The sequence below is a fragment of the Maribacter sp. Asnod2-G09 genome (assembly GCF_045063795.1).
Lineage (GTDB): Bacteria > Bacteroidota > Bacteroidia > Flavobacteriales > Flavobacteriaceae > Maribacter.
Genome location: NZ_JBEFOA010000005.1, coordinates 431,327 through 446,948, shown reverse-complemented (window position 1 = coordinate 446,948; position 15,622 = coordinate 431,327). Strand labels below are relative to the sequence as shown.

Here is a 15,622-nt window from a genome sequence, read left to right as displayed (position 1 = left end):
TATTGATAATTGCCATAATTTTAAGTTTAATGTAGAAATTAAATTTTCGCTAACATGCGCTATATCAATTAATGCGATACTTAGAGTTACGTGATATTAGGTAAGTCAATCCTTTTACTTTAATTTGTTCTTCCCTTTGGATGTTTTTAATATTATAAGTTGATGCGAATAGGTAATTAATCTCATTTTTAAAATGGAATTATGCTATTGTTGTTTTTCAGTACTTTTAGCAATGTTTACTATTTACCTAATCTAAACAGTCACGTTGAATATTTTCAAAATATTGGTTAATCTGAATAATTTTAGCCTAACAACTAAAGATTGATGCTCAACGTCAAATTAAGTTATAAAACAGAAGTGTATTTAGCCTATGGATATTAGATTACGCAAGTTTTTAAGTATGCCTAAATTCTTTGGCACCAGTGAAATTAAACCCTGGCACCATGTTTTGTTTTGGTCGGTTTACTTCGTTTTTAATACTTTTCGGTGGAGTTTTATTCACAACGATTTTCTACTTTCTTTACGTACCAATTTAATAGGTTTTCCTATACATATGTTTTTGGCGTATTTAAATGCCTACTATTTAATGCCAAAGTTTATTTATACCAAAAAATACGTGCAGTATACCGTGTATATATTTTTGGCTTTGGTAGTTATGCTTTTATTTAAGTACAACCTTACCTATTATTTGGTGAGTACAGATGTTATGCCAGAAGCAAACGAAATTATTGATACACTTACAATTGGCTACGCAGTGCAAACTATGATTGGTGAAGTATATGTAATATCATTTTTTACCGCTATTAAGTTAACTGTCGATTGGCTTAGAGAAAGTACTAAACTACATGATTTAGAAAAGAGACAATTAAAAACTGAACTTCGATTTTTACGTTCTCAGGTTTCTCCGCATTTCTTTTTCAATACTTTAAATAACATCTATTCTTTAACGCTAGAAAAATCTGACCAGGCGCCAGAAGTTATTTTAAAATTGTCTGAGCTGATGCGTTATTTATTATATGCAACAAAAAAGCAACGGCAAGATTTAACTAGTGAAATTAATTGTATTAGAAATTACATAGATTTGGAACGCATTAGGTTCGATGACTCTTTGAAGATTGATATGAATATTTCTGGCGATCTTGTTAATTGTAAAATACCGCCCATGTTGCTTATTCCGCTTATAGAAAATTGCTTTAAGCATGGGGCAAGTAAGAATATTGGGGAAATGAAGATTAAAATTGATGTAAAGGTTGAAGATGGTTTTATGGATTTTAAAGTGTCGAATTCTATACCTAATGTCAATAAAGAGTATGTTTATCCTGTAAAAAGAGGTGGTATAGGTCTATCGAATGTAAAAAAGCGTTTAGAGTTAGGCTATGGTAAAAGTGATTATGATTTGCAGATATTCGAAGAGAATAAAATGTTCAATGTTTTTTTAAAGCTTAAGGTGATATGATTTTGAAAGTGATAGTTGTAGATGATGAACCGTTAGCAGTAAATGTGCTTAAAAACTATATAGAGAGAGTTAAAGAATTGCAATTAGAAGGCACCTTTTCAAATGCCTTGGATGCATCTACTTTTTTAAGAGACAACCAAGTTGATATTATGTTCTTAGATATTAATATGCCATTTCTTGACGGACTGGAATTTTTGAGTACACTACATAAAAAGCCATTTGTTATTATGACAACGGCACATGAAGAGCATGCATTAAAAAGTTTTGAGCTTGAGGCGATAGATTATCTGGTAAAACCAATTTCGCTACCTAGATTTTTTAAGTCTGTAGATCGAGTTATTAAACTAAAGAAAGGTTCAGATAATGGTTCGTCAGATAAAGATGAGAAACCATCAATTTTCGTGAAGGTCGATAAAAAGAAGCTTCAGAAAATATACCTTGAGGAGATCATGGTCATAGAGAGCTTAAAAGATTATATCAGAATCATTACCCCAACTGCTAAATACATTATCCATAGAACCCTTAGTAGTTTTACAGATGAACTACCAGGCGATAATTTTCTTAGAATTCATAGATCTTACACCATTGCGGTAGATAAGGTTAGTGTTGTTGAAGGTAATAGTGTTGAAATTGGCGGTATTAGATATACTATTGGTAGAAGCTATTTATCAGATGCAAAAAGTAGAATATTAAATGATTTAACGGATTAGGAATTTTACTGTGAGCGAACCTTTTAAATTTAAACAGTTCAATGTCAACCAAGATCGCTGTGCCATGAAAATTGGTACGGACGGAGTTCTTTTAGGTGCTTGGACAAATGTCGAAAACAACCCAGAATCTATTCTTGATATCGGTGCCGGTACAGGTGTTATTTCTTTAATGTTAGCGCAAAGATGCTTTGCCGAAGTAATGGATGCCATAGAAATTGATGCAGATGCATATGAGCAATGTGTTGAGAATTTTGAATTATCGCCATGGGGAGATCGATTATACTGCTATCATGCCGGTTTAGATGAATTTGTTGATGAAATTGAAGATCAATATGAATTGATTGTGTGTAACCCACCTTTTTATGCTGAAACAGTAACTTCAGGCAATCTACAGCGGGATCAAGCACGACAAAATGAGTTTCTTCCTTTCAACGAGCTTCTCGACGGAGTTTCAAAATTGTTAACTGAAAACGGACAGTTCACTACAATTATTCCATTTAAAGAAAAAGAGGCATTTGTGCAAATGGCGGCAGACTTAGGTTTGTTCTCCAAAGAATGTCTTCATGTGAAAGGGAACCCGAGCGCAGAAATAAAACGTGTGTTATTGGCGTTCTCTAGAATAGAGCAAGAATGTAATACTACCGAGTTGGTCATCGAAACAGAAAGGCATGTCTATACTGCTGAGTATGTCGACCTGACTAAAGCGTTTTATTTAAAAATGTAACTTTAGTCTTGCATAATGTTATATTCCTTTATTTATCTTTGATGAAAGCATTGTTATGAGACCAGATTTATTTGAAGCACCAGATTACTACAATTTAGATGATTTACTTTCTGAAGAACATTTGTTAGTTCGTGATGCCGCACGCCAATGGGTGAAACGAGATGTATCTCCAATAATTGAAGAATATGCTCAAAAGGCAGAATTTCCAAAGCAAATCATAAAAGGTCTTGCCGAAATAGGTGCTTTTGGTCCATATATTCCTGAGGAATACGGTGGTGCCGGACTGGATCAGATTAGTTACGGACTCATCATGCAAGAAATTGAGAGGGGAGATAGTGGTGTTCGTTCTACGGCATCGGTACAATCTTCTTTGGTGATGTACCCAATTTTTACATATGGTACAGAAGAGCAACGTAAAAAATACTTGCCAAAATTAGCATCTGGCGAATGGATGGGTTCTTTCGGGTTAACCGAGCCTAACCACGGTTCTAACCCTAGCGGTATGGAGACCAAGTATAAAGATATGGGTGATCATTATCTTTTAAACGGTGCTAAACTTTGGATATCAAATTCACCTTTCTGTGATATTGCCGTAGTTTGGGCAAAGAATGAAGAAGGTCGTATTCACGGTTTAATTGTAGAGCGTGGTATGGAAGGTTTTACTACGCCAGAAACGCATAATAAATGGTCTTTAAGGGCATCGGCAACAGGAGAATTGATTTTTGATAACGTAAAAGTTCCGAAAGAAAATCTTTTGCCAAACAAATCTGGATTAGGAGCACCACTAGGGTGTTTAGATTCTGCAAGATTCGGTATTGCTTGGGGTGCAATCGGTGCAGCGATGGATTGTTATGATACGGCATTAAGATATGCAAAAGAACGTGTGCAATTTGGTAAACCTATTGCAGCTACACAATTGCAACAAAAGAAATTGGCAGAAATGATTACCGAAATTACCAAGGCGCAATTATTAGCATTCAGGTTGGGACAATTGAAAAATCAAGGTAAAGCAACCTCTGCTCAAATATCAATGGCGAAAAGAAATAATGTTGAGATGGCTATAAAAATAGCTCGCGAAGCAAGACAGGTATTAGGCGGTATGGGTATTACTGGTGAATACAGCATTATGCGCCACATGATGAACTTAGAAAGTGTAATTACTTATGAAGGTACTCATGATATTCATTTGCTAATTACTGGTGCAGATATTACAGGAATGCCAGCTTTTCAATAAAGTAACAGTTTGGTATAATTACCTTAACATAGAATAAAGAGCGTACCTATACCTTTGAACAGCGCGTGTAAGATGTGTGCATGTTTTTTGGATAAAAGCTTAAGCCGATGGGAGCATCGGCTTTTTTTATTCCTTTATTTTAGCTCGACAGGAATTTAGAAAACCATCTCCCCGATTCTTTTATCGTTCTCTTTAGTGTTTTGAAATCGATATGTACCAATCCGAATCTTGGATGATAGCCTTCTGCCCATTCAAAGTTATCTGTAAATGTCCACACGAAATATCCATGAATATTTAAGCCTTCTTGTTTCGCTTTTAGTACTTCACTTAAATAGCGTTGTAGAAAATTTAATCGGTCTGTGTCAGATATAATTTCTCCTTCAATAGTGTCTTTAAAAGCAGCGCCATTTTCGGTAATGATTATTTTTTTTATCTGAGTATACGCTTCGAATTTCTTGATCATATTGTAAATACTAGGTGGGTACACCTCCCAATCCATCAACGTAGTTTCTACATTTCGTTTGCTAGCTTTTACAATCTTAGCTTTTATGTAGGGCACCAAAAGACTGTACTTTACTTTTTCGCGAGTATAGTTTTGTATTCCGATAAAATCAAAATCGAATATGCAATCTTCCATATCGGTCGGTTGAATATAGGGTTTTAATTTTTTTAGAATCCGTGCTTCATTTATGGGGTAACCTAAACCTAGAGCTGGTTCTATAAATAAACGATTAAGCAAAGCATCGACCATAATGGCAGTTTTTTGATCTCGCTTATTCTGTCTGTACGGGGTAATTTGCGAGCATGAAAATGTAGTTCCTATTTGAGCATCGGGCACTAATTTTCGAAGTATTCGACCGCCTGCTGCCTGACATAGAACTGCGTGGTGTGCGGCGGGTAGAAAACTCTTTAGTCCTTTCTTGCCAGGTGCGTGCACACCTAAAAAATATCCTGCTCCTGTAAATACCATGGGTTCGTTCAAGACCATCCAATGTTTTACTCGGTCGCCAAAAGCATTGGCACAGACTTGTGTAAATTCAGAAAACCAGGTTATGATTTCTCTATTTGTCCATCCTCCTTTGTTTTCTAGTATCTGAGGTAGATCCCAATGATATAGGGTCACCCAAGGGGTGATTTCGTTTTCTAGGCAAAAGTCGATCACCTTATTATAGAAATCTACACCTGCGGCATTTATGGTTCCGACGCCATAAGGTAAAATTCTGGTCCATGATATTGAGAAGCGGTAATTATCAATATTCATGGACTTCATTAAAAGAATATCTTCTTTGTACTTATTATAAAAGTCGCAAGAGACATTTGCGTGGTCTCCGTTATGAATCATTTTCGGGGTTTCGGTAAACTTGTCCCAAATGGATCGACCTTTGCCGTCTGCATCATGACCGCCTTCAATTTGATATGCTGCAGTCGATACGCCCCATGTAAAATCGTCACCAAAGTCTGATGCATTCAAAAAGGGCTCTTTTTGTTCTTTCAATTGATTAGGGCTTTTTTTAGCGAATTACTAGAGATGTTTCTAGAAGTTTAGAAACGATTTCATCTGTAATATCTGGGTAATTTACTGGTACAATAGTATCCGTATCTAACCAATGTTTCAGTTTAGCTAAGTGCTTTTTCTTGAGCGATTTAATTACTGGAACTCCCATTTCTGAAAGTGCTGCGGCATTACATTGCTGCTCGTATTGCCCTTTCATGGGTATGACTAGTAATTTTTTTTGCATGAAAAGACTTTCTGCAGGGGTTTCAAAACCGGCTCCACATAAGACACCTTTACTTGATGCCATGCTTTTTACAAAGGCTTCATTGGTAATGGGTTTTATATGAATGTTATTGCTAAAATATTCATAGGTATTGTGTTTCGAAAATACCTCCCATTTTGTGCTTTTCATCTTGCTTAAAAAACGCAATAACTTTTCATCACTATATGAGGGTAAATACACCGTATAATGTTCGCCTTTTGAAACTGTAGCACTTCGAATATCGTTTCTTATTATAGGTGTGTATATGTTTGCTTCGTACGGTTTAAAATGAAGTCCGAATTGATGACTTGTAGGGGCATAATTATTTAATATCCATTTGCCTAAGCTATCATTTTTTTTGGGCTTTGGTGCTCTGCTAGATATTACGGCAGCTTGGTGACTAAAACTATAACAAGGTTTATTTTTTAACTTACATGCCCATGCCGTTACGGGTTCAAAATCATTTATGATGAGGTCGTATTCTTCTACAGGTATGCTTTTGATTTCTTTTTGTAAACGAAGGGAGTTTGCTCTGTAATAGGTTTTCCAGACATCTACACCTCCTTTTTTTCCGAAGATGAAACTTAGTCCTTTTAATTGATATTTAATAGGGTAGGGCAGCTTTATATCTGCTTGTATGCCACTCACCAAAATATCTAATGAAATCTGATGTTTTAAAAGCGCAGGTATAACATCTCGTGCTCTGCTTAGATGTCCGTTGCCGGTACCTTGTATTGCGTATAGTACTCTCATTTACTCTGCTGTGTCATTCCACTAATTCTAAACTCTTCTAATAGGCTTTCGAAAAGTTCTGCCTTTTCTAAGACAAAGGTTTCTTCTTTACTATCTTCTTGATGGTCTATAGTCAGTTGGTCTTCTAAATATGAATATAATTTCCACATGCCCTTATGGTATTCAAGTGCGGTTAAATTCTCGATCCAGTCTCCTGAATTTAAATAGGTAACCTCACCTTTATCCGTCTTTATGTTACGAATTTCTGGTTGGTGAATATGTCCGCATATCACAAAGTCATAACCATTTTCAATAGCGATATCGGCAGCAATCTGCTCAAAGTCATTTATAAACTTAACGGCAGATTTTACACTATGTTTTATTTTTTTAGACATAGAAATGGGACCTCTGCCTATTTTTTTGCTAATGAAGTTAATACCTCTATTTAGTAGAATTAAAGAGTCGTACCCTTTCGCGCCAAGCTTGGCAACCCATTTACTATGTTGCATGGTAACATCAAAAACATCACCATGAAAAATCCATGCTTTTTTATCTTCAAGCGGAATCACCATTTTATTAACAATACTTAATGACCCCATACTATTGCCAGAAAATTTACGCAACAATTCATCATGGTTACCTGTAATATAATGTACAGGTACACCTTTGGCAACCCACTCTAATAAAAGCTTAATTACCTTCATGTGAGATTTTGGAAAATAACGCTTGCTAAATTGCCAAATATCTACAATATCACCATTAAGAATGACTTCTTTTGGCTTTATAGATTTCATGTATTTTAAAAGCTCTTTAGCGTGGCAGCCGTATGTTCCTAAATGAACATCAGAAATGACTACAATGTCAACTGGTCTTTTTTTCATAAAATGATTGGAGGTTTTTACCTAAAGATTTTGAAATATTAAATAGGGGTAGATTGACCTCCAACTTGGCATTATTTGCAAGAAGGGCATTTGAGAAAATGGTCAATTCAATAGATTTCATGTACTGAAACATATGACCGTAAAGTTTCAAAAAATATGAGAATAGATGCGTTACTGCTAACTTATTTTTGAGTTACCAGATTGTTAAATAATTGAATTTCAATGCGATATTGGTTAACTATTTCTTTACCAATCTCACCTTAACCGACTTGCTTATTGGTGTTTTACTTCTGTCTGCAAAATGATTGTAAGGCACTAATACATTTGTTTCTGGAAAATAAGATGCCAAATTGCCTGATGGAATATTGTAAGGTACCACCTTAAAGTTATGGGCAACTCGAATAGTTTCATCATAAGTACTGGTGATATCGACTACATCTAATTTTTTGAGTCCGATGGCTTTCATATCATTAATATTCATGAAAATAACACGTCTTGCATTATAGACACCTCTATAACGATCATCAAGACCATAAATGGTTGTATTGAATTGGTCATGCGAGCGTATGGTCATTAACATGTACTCATCTTTTGCCAATTTGTGCTCGGGTAATTTATTGACCGAAAACTGTGCTTTTCCGTTTGGTAGCATGCTAAAATCTAATTCACGTACATTGTTTGGTAAATAGTAACCTGCGCCTACAGAACGTTCTTCTGTTTTGCTGAAACCCTTAGCTACTTGGTCTATTTGCGTTCTGATTAATTCATAATCATTACCCAACAATTTCCAGTTCATGGAATGGCTGTCTCCAAAATATGCATGTCCCATATTTGCGATAATCTCTGGTTCGCTCATTATGGTGTCCGCAGCAGGTTTTAAAATTCCTTTAGAACGTTTTACGCGTCCCATACTATTTTCGACAGTAAAATGGCGAGGCTTGCCATCTTTCATATCTTTTTCGGATCTGCCAATAGTAGGGAGAATAAGTGCTGTTTTACCAGTAATTAAATGTGTGCGATTTAGTTTCGTACTAACTTGTACCGTAAGGTCGCAATTTTGAATGCCCTTAGCGGTATATTCAGTGTCAGAAGCAGCCATTAAAAAGTTACCGCCTAAACACATAAATACTTTAGCCTTGCCTTCATACATAGCTTTCAACGTACCTACCACATCTACACCTTCATGCTCTGGTGGGGTAAAACCTAAATATTCTTTAATACGTTCGTTCATTGCCTTATCAACAAAATGCTGAATACCAACACTACGGTCACCTTGAACATTACTATGACCACGTACTGGGCATGTGCCGGCATTAGGTTTGCCTATGGCACCTTTTAATAAAAGAAGGTTTATAAATTCTCTAATATTCTCAACGCCGTTTTTATGCTGTGTAAGCCCCATCGCCCAACACACTATAATTTTAGATTTGCTCGCTAATAACGCTACAGTTTCATTAATTTTTTCTTCGGATACACCTGTTTGTGCTAATAGTTCTTCGGATGAATAATTCTTTAAATCAGTAATTAAAGACTCATATCCGTCAGTATATTTTTCGATAAAGGCGTGGTCAAATACATCTTTTGATTGTTCATCTAAAGCAACTAATTTCTTAAGAATCAATTTTACCAACGGGATGTCTTGGTTAATATTGACCGGCAAATGAATATCTGCCATGTCTTCACCACCACCGATCCATCCGCCAAGATGTTGTGGATTTTTAAAATTTACCAATCCAGATTCTTCAAGCGGATTAATACTAATCACCTTACCGCCATTCTGTTTGCATTTTTCTAATGCAGATAACATTCTTGGGTGGTTGGTACCTGGGTTTTGACCGGCAATTAAAATCACCTCAGCTTCATAAAGGTCTTCTAAAGTTGTCGATCCTTTACCAATACCTAGAGTTTCGCCTAATGCAACACCACTACTTTCATGGCACATATTAGAGCAGTCGGGTAAATTATTAGTGCCTAAAGCACGTGCAAACATTCCGTATAAAAAGGCTGCTTCGTTACTAGACCTACCAGAGGTATAGAAAATAGCCTCATCTGGATTATTTAATTTTTTTAATTCTGATGCAATTAAATCAAAAGCAGCTTGCCAAGAGATAGGCTCGTAATGAACACTACCTGGTTTTAAAATCAATGGTTCTACTAAACGCCCAAATTTGTTTAGCTCGTAATCGGTTAATTGAGACAATTCTTCAACCGAGTTCTTTTGAAAGAAACTTGCTCCGATTTTTTCTGTGGTAGCTTCATCGCCTAAGGCTTTAGCCCCATTTTCGCAATATTCGGCTACGGGTGAAGGATGTTCTGGATCAGGCCATGCGCAACTAGGGCAATCGAAACCGTCTTTCTGATTCATGCTAAGCAACGTTCGCATGGATCTAAGAACGCCCATTTCTTTAAAAGTATGTTTTAAAGCTTCACGAACACCGAGATACCCTGCGGCATGCGTAATGGGGTCTTTTATTTCAATATCAAAAAATTCTTCTGAGCCTCTAAATGAAACGTTGCGTTCGGTTTTTGCATCCATACACTAAACTTAGTAAATGTATAAGTAACCACAGCAATCAAACTCATTAAAACTACCTTAAAAATAATGAGATTTACTAGATTTTAACTCAACTTGGGGTTTGGGTAATTGTCAGACTGATCTTCAATTGTATTATCAAGGCAGGTAAAATCTTTTTCTAAAAGTAAGTAGAGCTCGTTTCCGTAAGCTGTCTTCATGGTATGGTCATAGGTGATGATATCATTTTCAAACCATACCTTACCTACAGCTTCTGGCATTTCTAAAATAACTCGATTGTTCTCAAAGCTAATATGTAATTGATCGGCATTACTTTTTAGAATAACTCCGTAACTGAATACTTGACTTCCAAAATTAGTACTATCGTAAATCTCGCCGTTTGTAGAAAGCGATTTAACTTCTGATTGGGTTAGTCGAAACCTAACGGAATCACCTTTTATTCTAATTTTCATAGCTATAAATTGAGTTCACAACAAAAATAGACCATCTGACAACAAAAAATGAGTAGTTGACATCAATTTGTTTCTAATAGTTAACCTTACCTGTACATTTACAGTGTTATAAAAAACGAATTAAAATTTTTTCATTTTCATATAGTGTTCTCGTAAAAGAGTCCGGTCTGTTAAGATCGGACTCTTTTTAGTTTAGGTCATTTTTCAACATAAAAAAACCCATTAAATAGATATCTAATGGGTTTTAACTTATACTAACGAAAGTCTTATTTCCAAATAGGAGCAGGGTATTTACCTGAATCAGATTTTTCTTTTAAACTGTTCATTGCTTTTTCTTTATCACTTGCATACGTAACACCAAACCAGTCTCCGCCAGAAGGTATACATTTTACTTCGATCTCTTTTGCTTGAAGCATTTCTTGTATCATTAAAGGAATGTATAATTCGCTGTTAGCAATACGGTCATCGTCTTTCAAGAAAATTCTGAATTCAGATTCTATTTTTTCAAAGATTGAAGGTCTACATACCCAAAAATTCATACTAGCTTGTTCATCACCAGTAAACTCTAGGTTGGTATCTTCATCAACAATGTTGTTCTCTTTTTGAACCAATTTCAAACGCTCTTGAACAGAAACTAAATTATCTCCGTTTACTTCACAAACACCTCTAGAAACAGAACCGTGTTCAGATAAAGTGTCTTTTAAAGTGTATCCTAAAAGAGCATAAGCTTCATCATTTGACTTCATGAAGTCAGCTGCTTTTTTATAAGCAGATTGTCCGTAAAAATCATCAGCGTTAAGAACTACAAATGGTCCGTCGATTACTTTTCTTGCGGTCCAAACTGCATGTGCCGTACCCCATGGTTTCTTGCGTTCACCAGTAAATGTAACTCCGTCAGGTAAATCTGTAAGTTCTTGGGCAAGAACATTTAATTTTATAGTACTAGGTATTCTTTTAGAAAGGTGCTCTTCTAAAAAAGAAACGTTCTCTTTTTTGGTAATAACTACAATTTGCTCAAAATTATTTTGGATGGCGTCATAAATGGCAAACTCCATTAAAAACTCGCCATTAGGACCTAAATCATCAAATTGTTTAAGCTTTCCATATCTACTACCGCTACCGGCAGCCATTAAAAGTAATGTCATAATTTTCTGTATTTACAGCGCAAAAATAGCGAATGTGATTAAAATTCGTACAAATTATCGGTGGTATCCTCATTATAATTGATGATAAGTTAATATGGGTCGGTAACTTTTTATAAATTCAGAGTTCATAAAATTCACATCGCATGGCATCAAGAAGAAATTTTATTAAGAATACATCAATAGCTGGTATGGGACTATTTGCAGTGCCTGGTTTTGCTCATAATAGTTTTAGTGCTGCTGATAAACTTAATGTTGGTTTAATAGGTGTAGGCTTGAGAGGTACAAACCACTTACAGAATTTACTACTTAGAAAAGATGTGAATGTTACCGCTATTTGTGATGTTGATGCCGATAGAATAACCATTGCTAAAAAGCACATTGCCGATGCTAAGGGTAAAACCCCAAAAGTATTTGGAGCAAATGAATTAGATTATAAGAACCTTTTGGCGTTGCCAGATGTTGATGCCGTTATTATTGCTACACCTTGGTTATGGCATACCCGTATGACGGTCGATGCGATGGAAGCCGGTAAATATGCCGGGGTAGAAGTATCTGCTTCTAATACCTTAGAAGAATGTTGGGATTTGGTAAATACCCATGAGCGTACAGGTACTCATATGATGATTTTAGAAAACGTGAATTATCGTAGAGATGTTTTGGCGGTGCTGAATATGGTAAAGCAAAATATATTTGGAGAAATGGTACATTATAGATGTGGCTATCAGCATGATTTGCGACATGTAAAATTCAATGATGGTAAAACGGCTTATGGAAAAGGGGTGGAGTATGGTGAGAAAGGAATATCAGAGTCTAAATGGCGTACCGAGCATTCGGTAAAACGTAATGCAGATGTATACCCAACCCATGGTTTAGGACCTATTGCAGTAATGGCAGATGTTAACCGTGGTAATCGTTTTATGTCAATGACCTCGCATGCATCAAAAGGTATTGGGTTGCATAATTATATTGTTAAAGAAGGTGGGGAAGAACACCCTAATGCAAAAGTGAAGTTTAAACAGGGTGATGTTATTACTTCTACTATAGATACCGCAAATGGAGAAACTATTATTATTACACATGATTGTAATTTGCCTAGACCTTATTCTTTAGGATTTCGTGCGCAAGGTGCTAACGGACTCTGGGAAGTAGACGGTAGTCGAATTTATCTGGAAGGAAAATCTGAACCTCATCAATGGGATGAAGCACAGCCCTGGTTAGACACCTATGATCATCCACTTTGGAAAAAATATGGCGAATATGCATTGAATGCCGGTCATGGCGGAATGGACTTTTTTGTACTGAATTCGTTTGTAGAATCAGCAAAGCAAAATATTGCACCGCCTTTAGATGCTTATGATGCTGCGGCGTGGAGTGCGGTAACACCACTTTCTGAACTTTCTATTGCGAATAACGGTGAGCCTCAAGATTTTCCTGATTTTACTCGAGGCCTTTGGATGAAAAGAACTCCTTATAATTGGATGAAAGAAACCTATTAAGTCTTAGCTGGCTTTGGCTTCGTTCAAAGTTTTTTCGTCTTCGTAATTACCTTTTGTAATGGTCATTTTAGATTTCTTTTTTAATTTTTTTCGTGCAACTTTACGCTCTCTATCTGCTCTGAAACTGGTTGTTTTAAAAATGTCTGGAGCAAAGGATATCGCTAAAATAATTGCGCCTAACCCAAGCAAAGTTATCGGATTAATAAAGTAATCGCTAAATGAAAATATACCTATAATTAATAGCGTTGAAAATGGTAGTGAACATGCTAAAATGTTTAATCCGAAGTTAACATCAAAAGTAGGGTTGGGTTGTTTATCTTTTTCTTCCATTGACTGTATGGCACTCATATGGGCAAATGGCCAAAAGCTACATGCGCTTTGTGGGAATACCACTAACAGTAAAATCATTGCCGGAGTTAAAGCGGGTATGGCATATGCAAAAAGACCGCTTAATAAAAATGCAAGTCCCATTCTACGAAACAGCATAGAAATTATCAGTTTGAACTCTCCTTTATTTATTCTAACCGCCATACCAATAAATAGCAGGACCAACGGTGTCATTAAATCTTTAATGCTCAAAGCTGTATTCTGAAAGAATGTAGGTAAAGAAGAAAGGTCCAAACCAAAGCCTAACATTAGTAAGCCTACTACGATAACGATGTTTATAGGTTCATTTATTAAAGAAATGAACAGTCCTTTTAATTTGGCTGAAGAAGATTCTTGTTTTTCTACAACAGCATTTTTTCGATACCAATGCATGGCTAGCATGTATAGAAGTATCAGAACAAATATTTTATTTCCAATATCTGCAAGTGCAGCCAATGCTAAGGTATCATCACCTAAGTAAGCTACAATAAATGGAAAGCAAGAAAGACCAGGTGCAGTAGATGGTAAAAGCATCATCAAGGTCCGTTTTTTACTCTTTTCCTCTTTATGTAAAGATGCGGCCAAAAAGTATTTGGTGGCCAATAACATGAGAAGATTAAAAGTTAAGGCTGCTAACGGAAAAACCAATAAGGTTCCATTAAGTTCTATTTTTAAGAGAGCTACGAATATAGTCGCTGGTAATGCCACACTTAAAATAAGGACTTTAACACCTTTTAAATCTTGCTTGGCTACCTTCTTTTGTAGAAGTACACCAAGACCTATAATAAGTATTAATTCGAGGGTTTTTTGTAGTGCAAAATTCATTTTTCGAGTGTTTTGGTTTGAGTAGATAGATGAATTATGAATAGTCCGAAGGAGTTGAATTCAGGATTTTTGTGTCAAGGCAATTATCCAATCTTCCAACTCCTGGACTAATTCAAACTTAAACTAGCACTTTTTCAAGGGCAGCTGTAAACAACTTCATTTCATCCATAGTACCCATGCTCACACGGCACCAGTTTTTTCCGTAGATTTCAAAAGCTCTTACACCAACACCTTCGGCGGTCATTTTTTCTAAGAAAGGTTTACCGTCCATTTCAATTGGGAAAATGATAAAACTTGTAGATGAAGGCACATATTCGAAACCTAATCTATCAAGATTTTCATACACATATTCCCTACATTCTTTATTCAATTTTCTAGATTTATCTTTGAAAGCAATATCTTCCATACTTGCCATTGCAGCATATACAGATGGTAGCGATATACCCATACCACCACGTGTAATTTTTTGTATGATGTCTAAAGTTTCTGGTTGCGCAACTACGTAACCAACACGTAAACCTGCCATACCTTGTATTTTAGAGAACGTACGCGCAATGATTACATTTTTGCCTTCGTTGATAAGCGATACCATACTCTTTTTAGCAGCATCGTCTAAAAAGCCTAAGTAAGCTTCATCAACAAAAATCGGAGTCTTTTCAGATACACGAGAACAGAAATCAACGAGTTCTGCATGATCTGTCATACTTCCTGTCGGGTTATTAGGGTTACAGATATAAACCAACTTCGTGTCATCATCAACAGCGGCTTCCATTGCTGCTAAATCGTGAGACCAATCTTTTTTAAGCGGAATCGGTTTCCATGTTGCGCCTGTTGCTTCTGCAACTTTGATCAGTGACATATATGCTGGGTCTGCAGAAACAATATTTCCTCCGTTTTGAAAGAAAACCATGGCAGTTTTTTCTAATAGATCAGATGAACCAGGACCCATCATAATATTCTCTTGCTTGACACCTTCTTCAACTGCGATTTTATCCATCAACTGATACAACTCTTTCCAAGCATATCGGTTTCCTTTTGGTGCATATTCTTGCATAGCAGAAACAGCCATAGGTGAAGGACCGTAAGGATTTTCGTTTGCATTTAATTTCGCCGCAAGCTCTAGAGGTTGCGTTGGTGCATATGGTAAATACTCTTTAAAAAACGGAGTGTAAGGGATGTTTCCTTTTGCATCTACCGTAATAGGTTGCGACGGGAAAGCCCCATAGGTCAAATACGGTGCTGCCATTACACCAGCTGCTGTAAGAACACCTCTCTTAAGCCAATCTCTTCTGTTTACATTTGTTTTCATAC

At 36.1% G+C, this 15,622-nt stretch carries 13 protein-coding genes; 5 read left to right on the top strand and 8 right to left on the bottom strand.

Annotated elements, in window-relative coordinates; all coding sequences use genetic code 11:
• Positions 1–370: 370 nt before the first annotated feature.
• The 4 genes from ACJJVT_RS14065 to ACJJVT_RS14050 all read left to right on the top strand — a co-directional run bounded on the left by ACJJVT_RS14065 (position 371) and on the right by ACJJVT_RS14050 (position 4,124).
• Positions 371–1,456, top strand: a complete 1,086-nt coding sequence (locus tag ACJJVT_RS14065) for a sensor histidine kinase (RefSeq protein ID WP_405399528.1) — start codon at positions 371–373, stop codon at positions 1,454–1,456.
• Entirely contained in the window at positions 1,453–2,166 is a 714-nt protein-coding gene (locus ACJJVT_RS14060; protein WP_405399527.1) for a LytR/AlgR family response regulator transcription factor, read from the top strand. Before ACJJVT_RS14065 ends, ACJJVT_RS14060 begins: the two co-directional genes overlap by 4 nt.
• A 64-nt stretch (positions 2,167–2,230) precedes the next feature.
• The gene (locus ACJJVT_RS14055; RefSeq protein ID WP_405399526.1) at positions 2,231–2,890 is read left to right on the top strand and encodes a tRNA1(Val) (adenine(37)-N6)-methyltransferase; all 660 of its coding nucleotides are present in this window, start codon (positions 2,231–2,233) and stop codon (positions 2,888–2,890) included.
• 55 nt (positions 2,891–2,945) lie between these two features.
• Entirely contained in the window at positions 2,946–4,124 is a 1,179-nt protein-coding gene (locus tag ACJJVT_RS14050; RefSeq protein WP_405399524.1) for an acyl-CoA dehydrogenase family protein, read from the top strand.
• A 139-nt stretch (positions 4,125–4,263) separates the two neighbouring features.
• On the opposite strand, the gene ACJJVT_RS14045 is transcribed toward ACJJVT_RS14050, so the two are convergent.
• The 6 genes from ACJJVT_RS14045 to ACJJVT_RS14020 all read right to left on the bottom strand — a co-directional run bounded on the left by ACJJVT_RS14045 (position 4,264) and on the right by ACJJVT_RS14020 (position 11,624).
• Complete coding sequence (locus ACJJVT_RS14045) at positions 4,264–5,619, bottom strand: GH1 family beta-glucosidase (protein WP_405399522.1); 1,356 nt, start codon at positions 5,617–5,619, stop codon at positions 4,264–4,266.
• Positions 5,620–5,635: 16 nt separating this feature from the next.
• Positions 5,636–6,634, bottom strand: a complete 999-nt coding sequence (locus ACJJVT_RS14040; protein ID WP_405399520.1) for a glycosyltransferase family protein — start codon at positions 6,632–6,634, stop codon at positions 5,636–5,638.
• Positions 6,631–7,494, bottom strand: coding sequence for a UDP-2,3-diacylglucosamine diphosphatase (locus ACJJVT_RS14035; protein ID WP_405399519.1), 864 nt, complete (start codon positions 7,492–7,494; stop codon positions 6,631–6,633). The genes ACJJVT_RS14040 and ACJJVT_RS14035 overlap by 4 nt, the downstream gene beginning before the upstream one ends.
• A 238-nt stretch (positions 7,495–7,732) precedes the next feature.
• Complete coding sequence (locus ACJJVT_RS14030; protein ID WP_405399518.1) at positions 7,733–10,030, bottom strand: FdhF/YdeP family oxidoreductase; 2,298 nt, start codon at positions 10,028–10,030, stop codon at positions 7,733–7,735.
• Between the two features lie 83 nt (positions 10,031–10,113).
• On the bottom strand, positions 10,114–10,479 hold the full coding sequence (locus ACJJVT_RS14025) for a DUF7009 family protein (RefSeq protein ID WP_405399516.1): 366 nt from the start codon (positions 10,477–10,479) through the stop codon (positions 10,114–10,116).
• Positions 10,480–10,745: 266 nt separating this feature from the next.
• Positions 10,746–11,624, bottom strand: coding sequence for an NDP-sugar synthase (locus ACJJVT_RS14020; protein ID WP_405399514.1), 879 nt, complete (start codon positions 11,622–11,624; stop codon positions 10,746–10,748).
• A gap of 143 nt (positions 11,625–11,767) precedes the next feature.
• Between ACJJVT_RS14020 and ACJJVT_RS14015 the strand changes: the two genes are divergently transcribed.
• Positions 11,768–13,120, top strand: a complete 1,353-nt coding sequence (locus ACJJVT_RS14015; protein WP_405399512.1) for a Gfo/Idh/MocA family protein — start codon at positions 11,768–11,770, stop codon at positions 13,118–13,120.
• A gap of 3 nt (positions 13,121–13,123) precedes the next feature.
• Here ACJJVT_RS14015 and ACJJVT_RS14010 read toward each other — a convergent pair whose 3' ends face one another.
• On the bottom strand, positions 13,124–14,311 hold the full coding sequence (locus ACJJVT_RS14010; protein ID WP_405399511.1) for an AEC family transporter: 1,188 nt from the start codon (positions 14,309–14,311) through the stop codon (positions 13,124–13,126).
• Between the two features lie 118 nt (positions 14,312–14,429).
• Positions 14,430–15,620, bottom strand: coding sequence for a pyridoxal phosphate-dependent aminotransferase (locus ACJJVT_RS14005; protein WP_405399510.1), 1,191 nt, complete (start codon positions 15,618–15,620; stop codon positions 14,430–14,432).
• Between the last annotated feature and the right edge of the window lie 2 nt (positions 15,621–15,622).

Excerpts from the sequence above, each read along its gene's own strand:
- ACJJVT_RS14030 (WP_405399518.1), bottom strand. The coding sequence starts at position 10,030 with ATGGATGCAAAAACCGAACGCAACGTTTCATTTAGAGGCTCAGAAGAA.
- ACJJVT_RS14050 (WP_405399524.1), top strand. The coding sequence starts at position 2,946 with ATGAGACCAGATTTATTTGAAGCACCAGATTACTACAATTTAGATGAT.
- ACJJVT_RS14020 (WP_405399514.1), bottom strand. The coding sequence starts at position 11,624 with ATGACATTACTTTTAATGGCTGCCGGTAGCGGTAGTAGATATGGAAAG.
- ACJJVT_RS14005 (WP_405399510.1), bottom strand. The coding sequence starts at position 15,620 with ATGAAAACAAATGTAAACAGAAGAGATTGGCTTAAGAGAGGTGTTCTT.
- ACJJVT_RS14065 (WP_405399528.1), top strand. The coding sequence starts at position 371 with ATGGATATTAGATTACGCAAGTTTTTAAGTATGCCTAAATTCTTTGGC.
- ACJJVT_RS14015 (WP_405399512.1), top strand. The coding sequence starts at position 11,768 with ATGGCATCAAGAAGAAATTTTATTAAGAATACATCAATAGCTGGTATG.
- ACJJVT_RS14035 (WP_405399519.1), bottom strand. The coding sequence starts at position 7,494 with ATGAAAAAAAGACCAGTTGACATTGTAGTCATTTCTGATGTTCATTTA.
- ACJJVT_RS14010 (WP_405399511.1), bottom strand. The coding sequence starts at position 14,311 with ATGAATTTTGCACTACAAAAAACCCTCGAATTAATACTTATTATAGGT.
- ACJJVT_RS14060 (WP_405399527.1), top strand. The coding sequence starts at position 1,453 with ATGATTTTGAAAGTGATAGTTGTAGATGATGAACCGTTAGCAGTAAAT.
- ACJJVT_RS14040 (WP_405399520.1), bottom strand. The coding sequence starts at position 6,634 with ATGAGAGTACTATACGCAATACAAGGTACCGGCAACGGACATCTAAGC.
- ACJJVT_RS14055 (WP_405399526.1), top strand. The coding sequence starts at position 2,231 with ATGAAAATTGGTACGGACGGAGTTCTTTTAGGTGCTTGGACAAATGTC.
- ACJJVT_RS14025 (WP_405399516.1), bottom strand. The coding sequence starts at position 10,479 with ATGAAAATTAGAATAAAAGGTGATTCCGTTAGGTTTCGACTAACCCAA.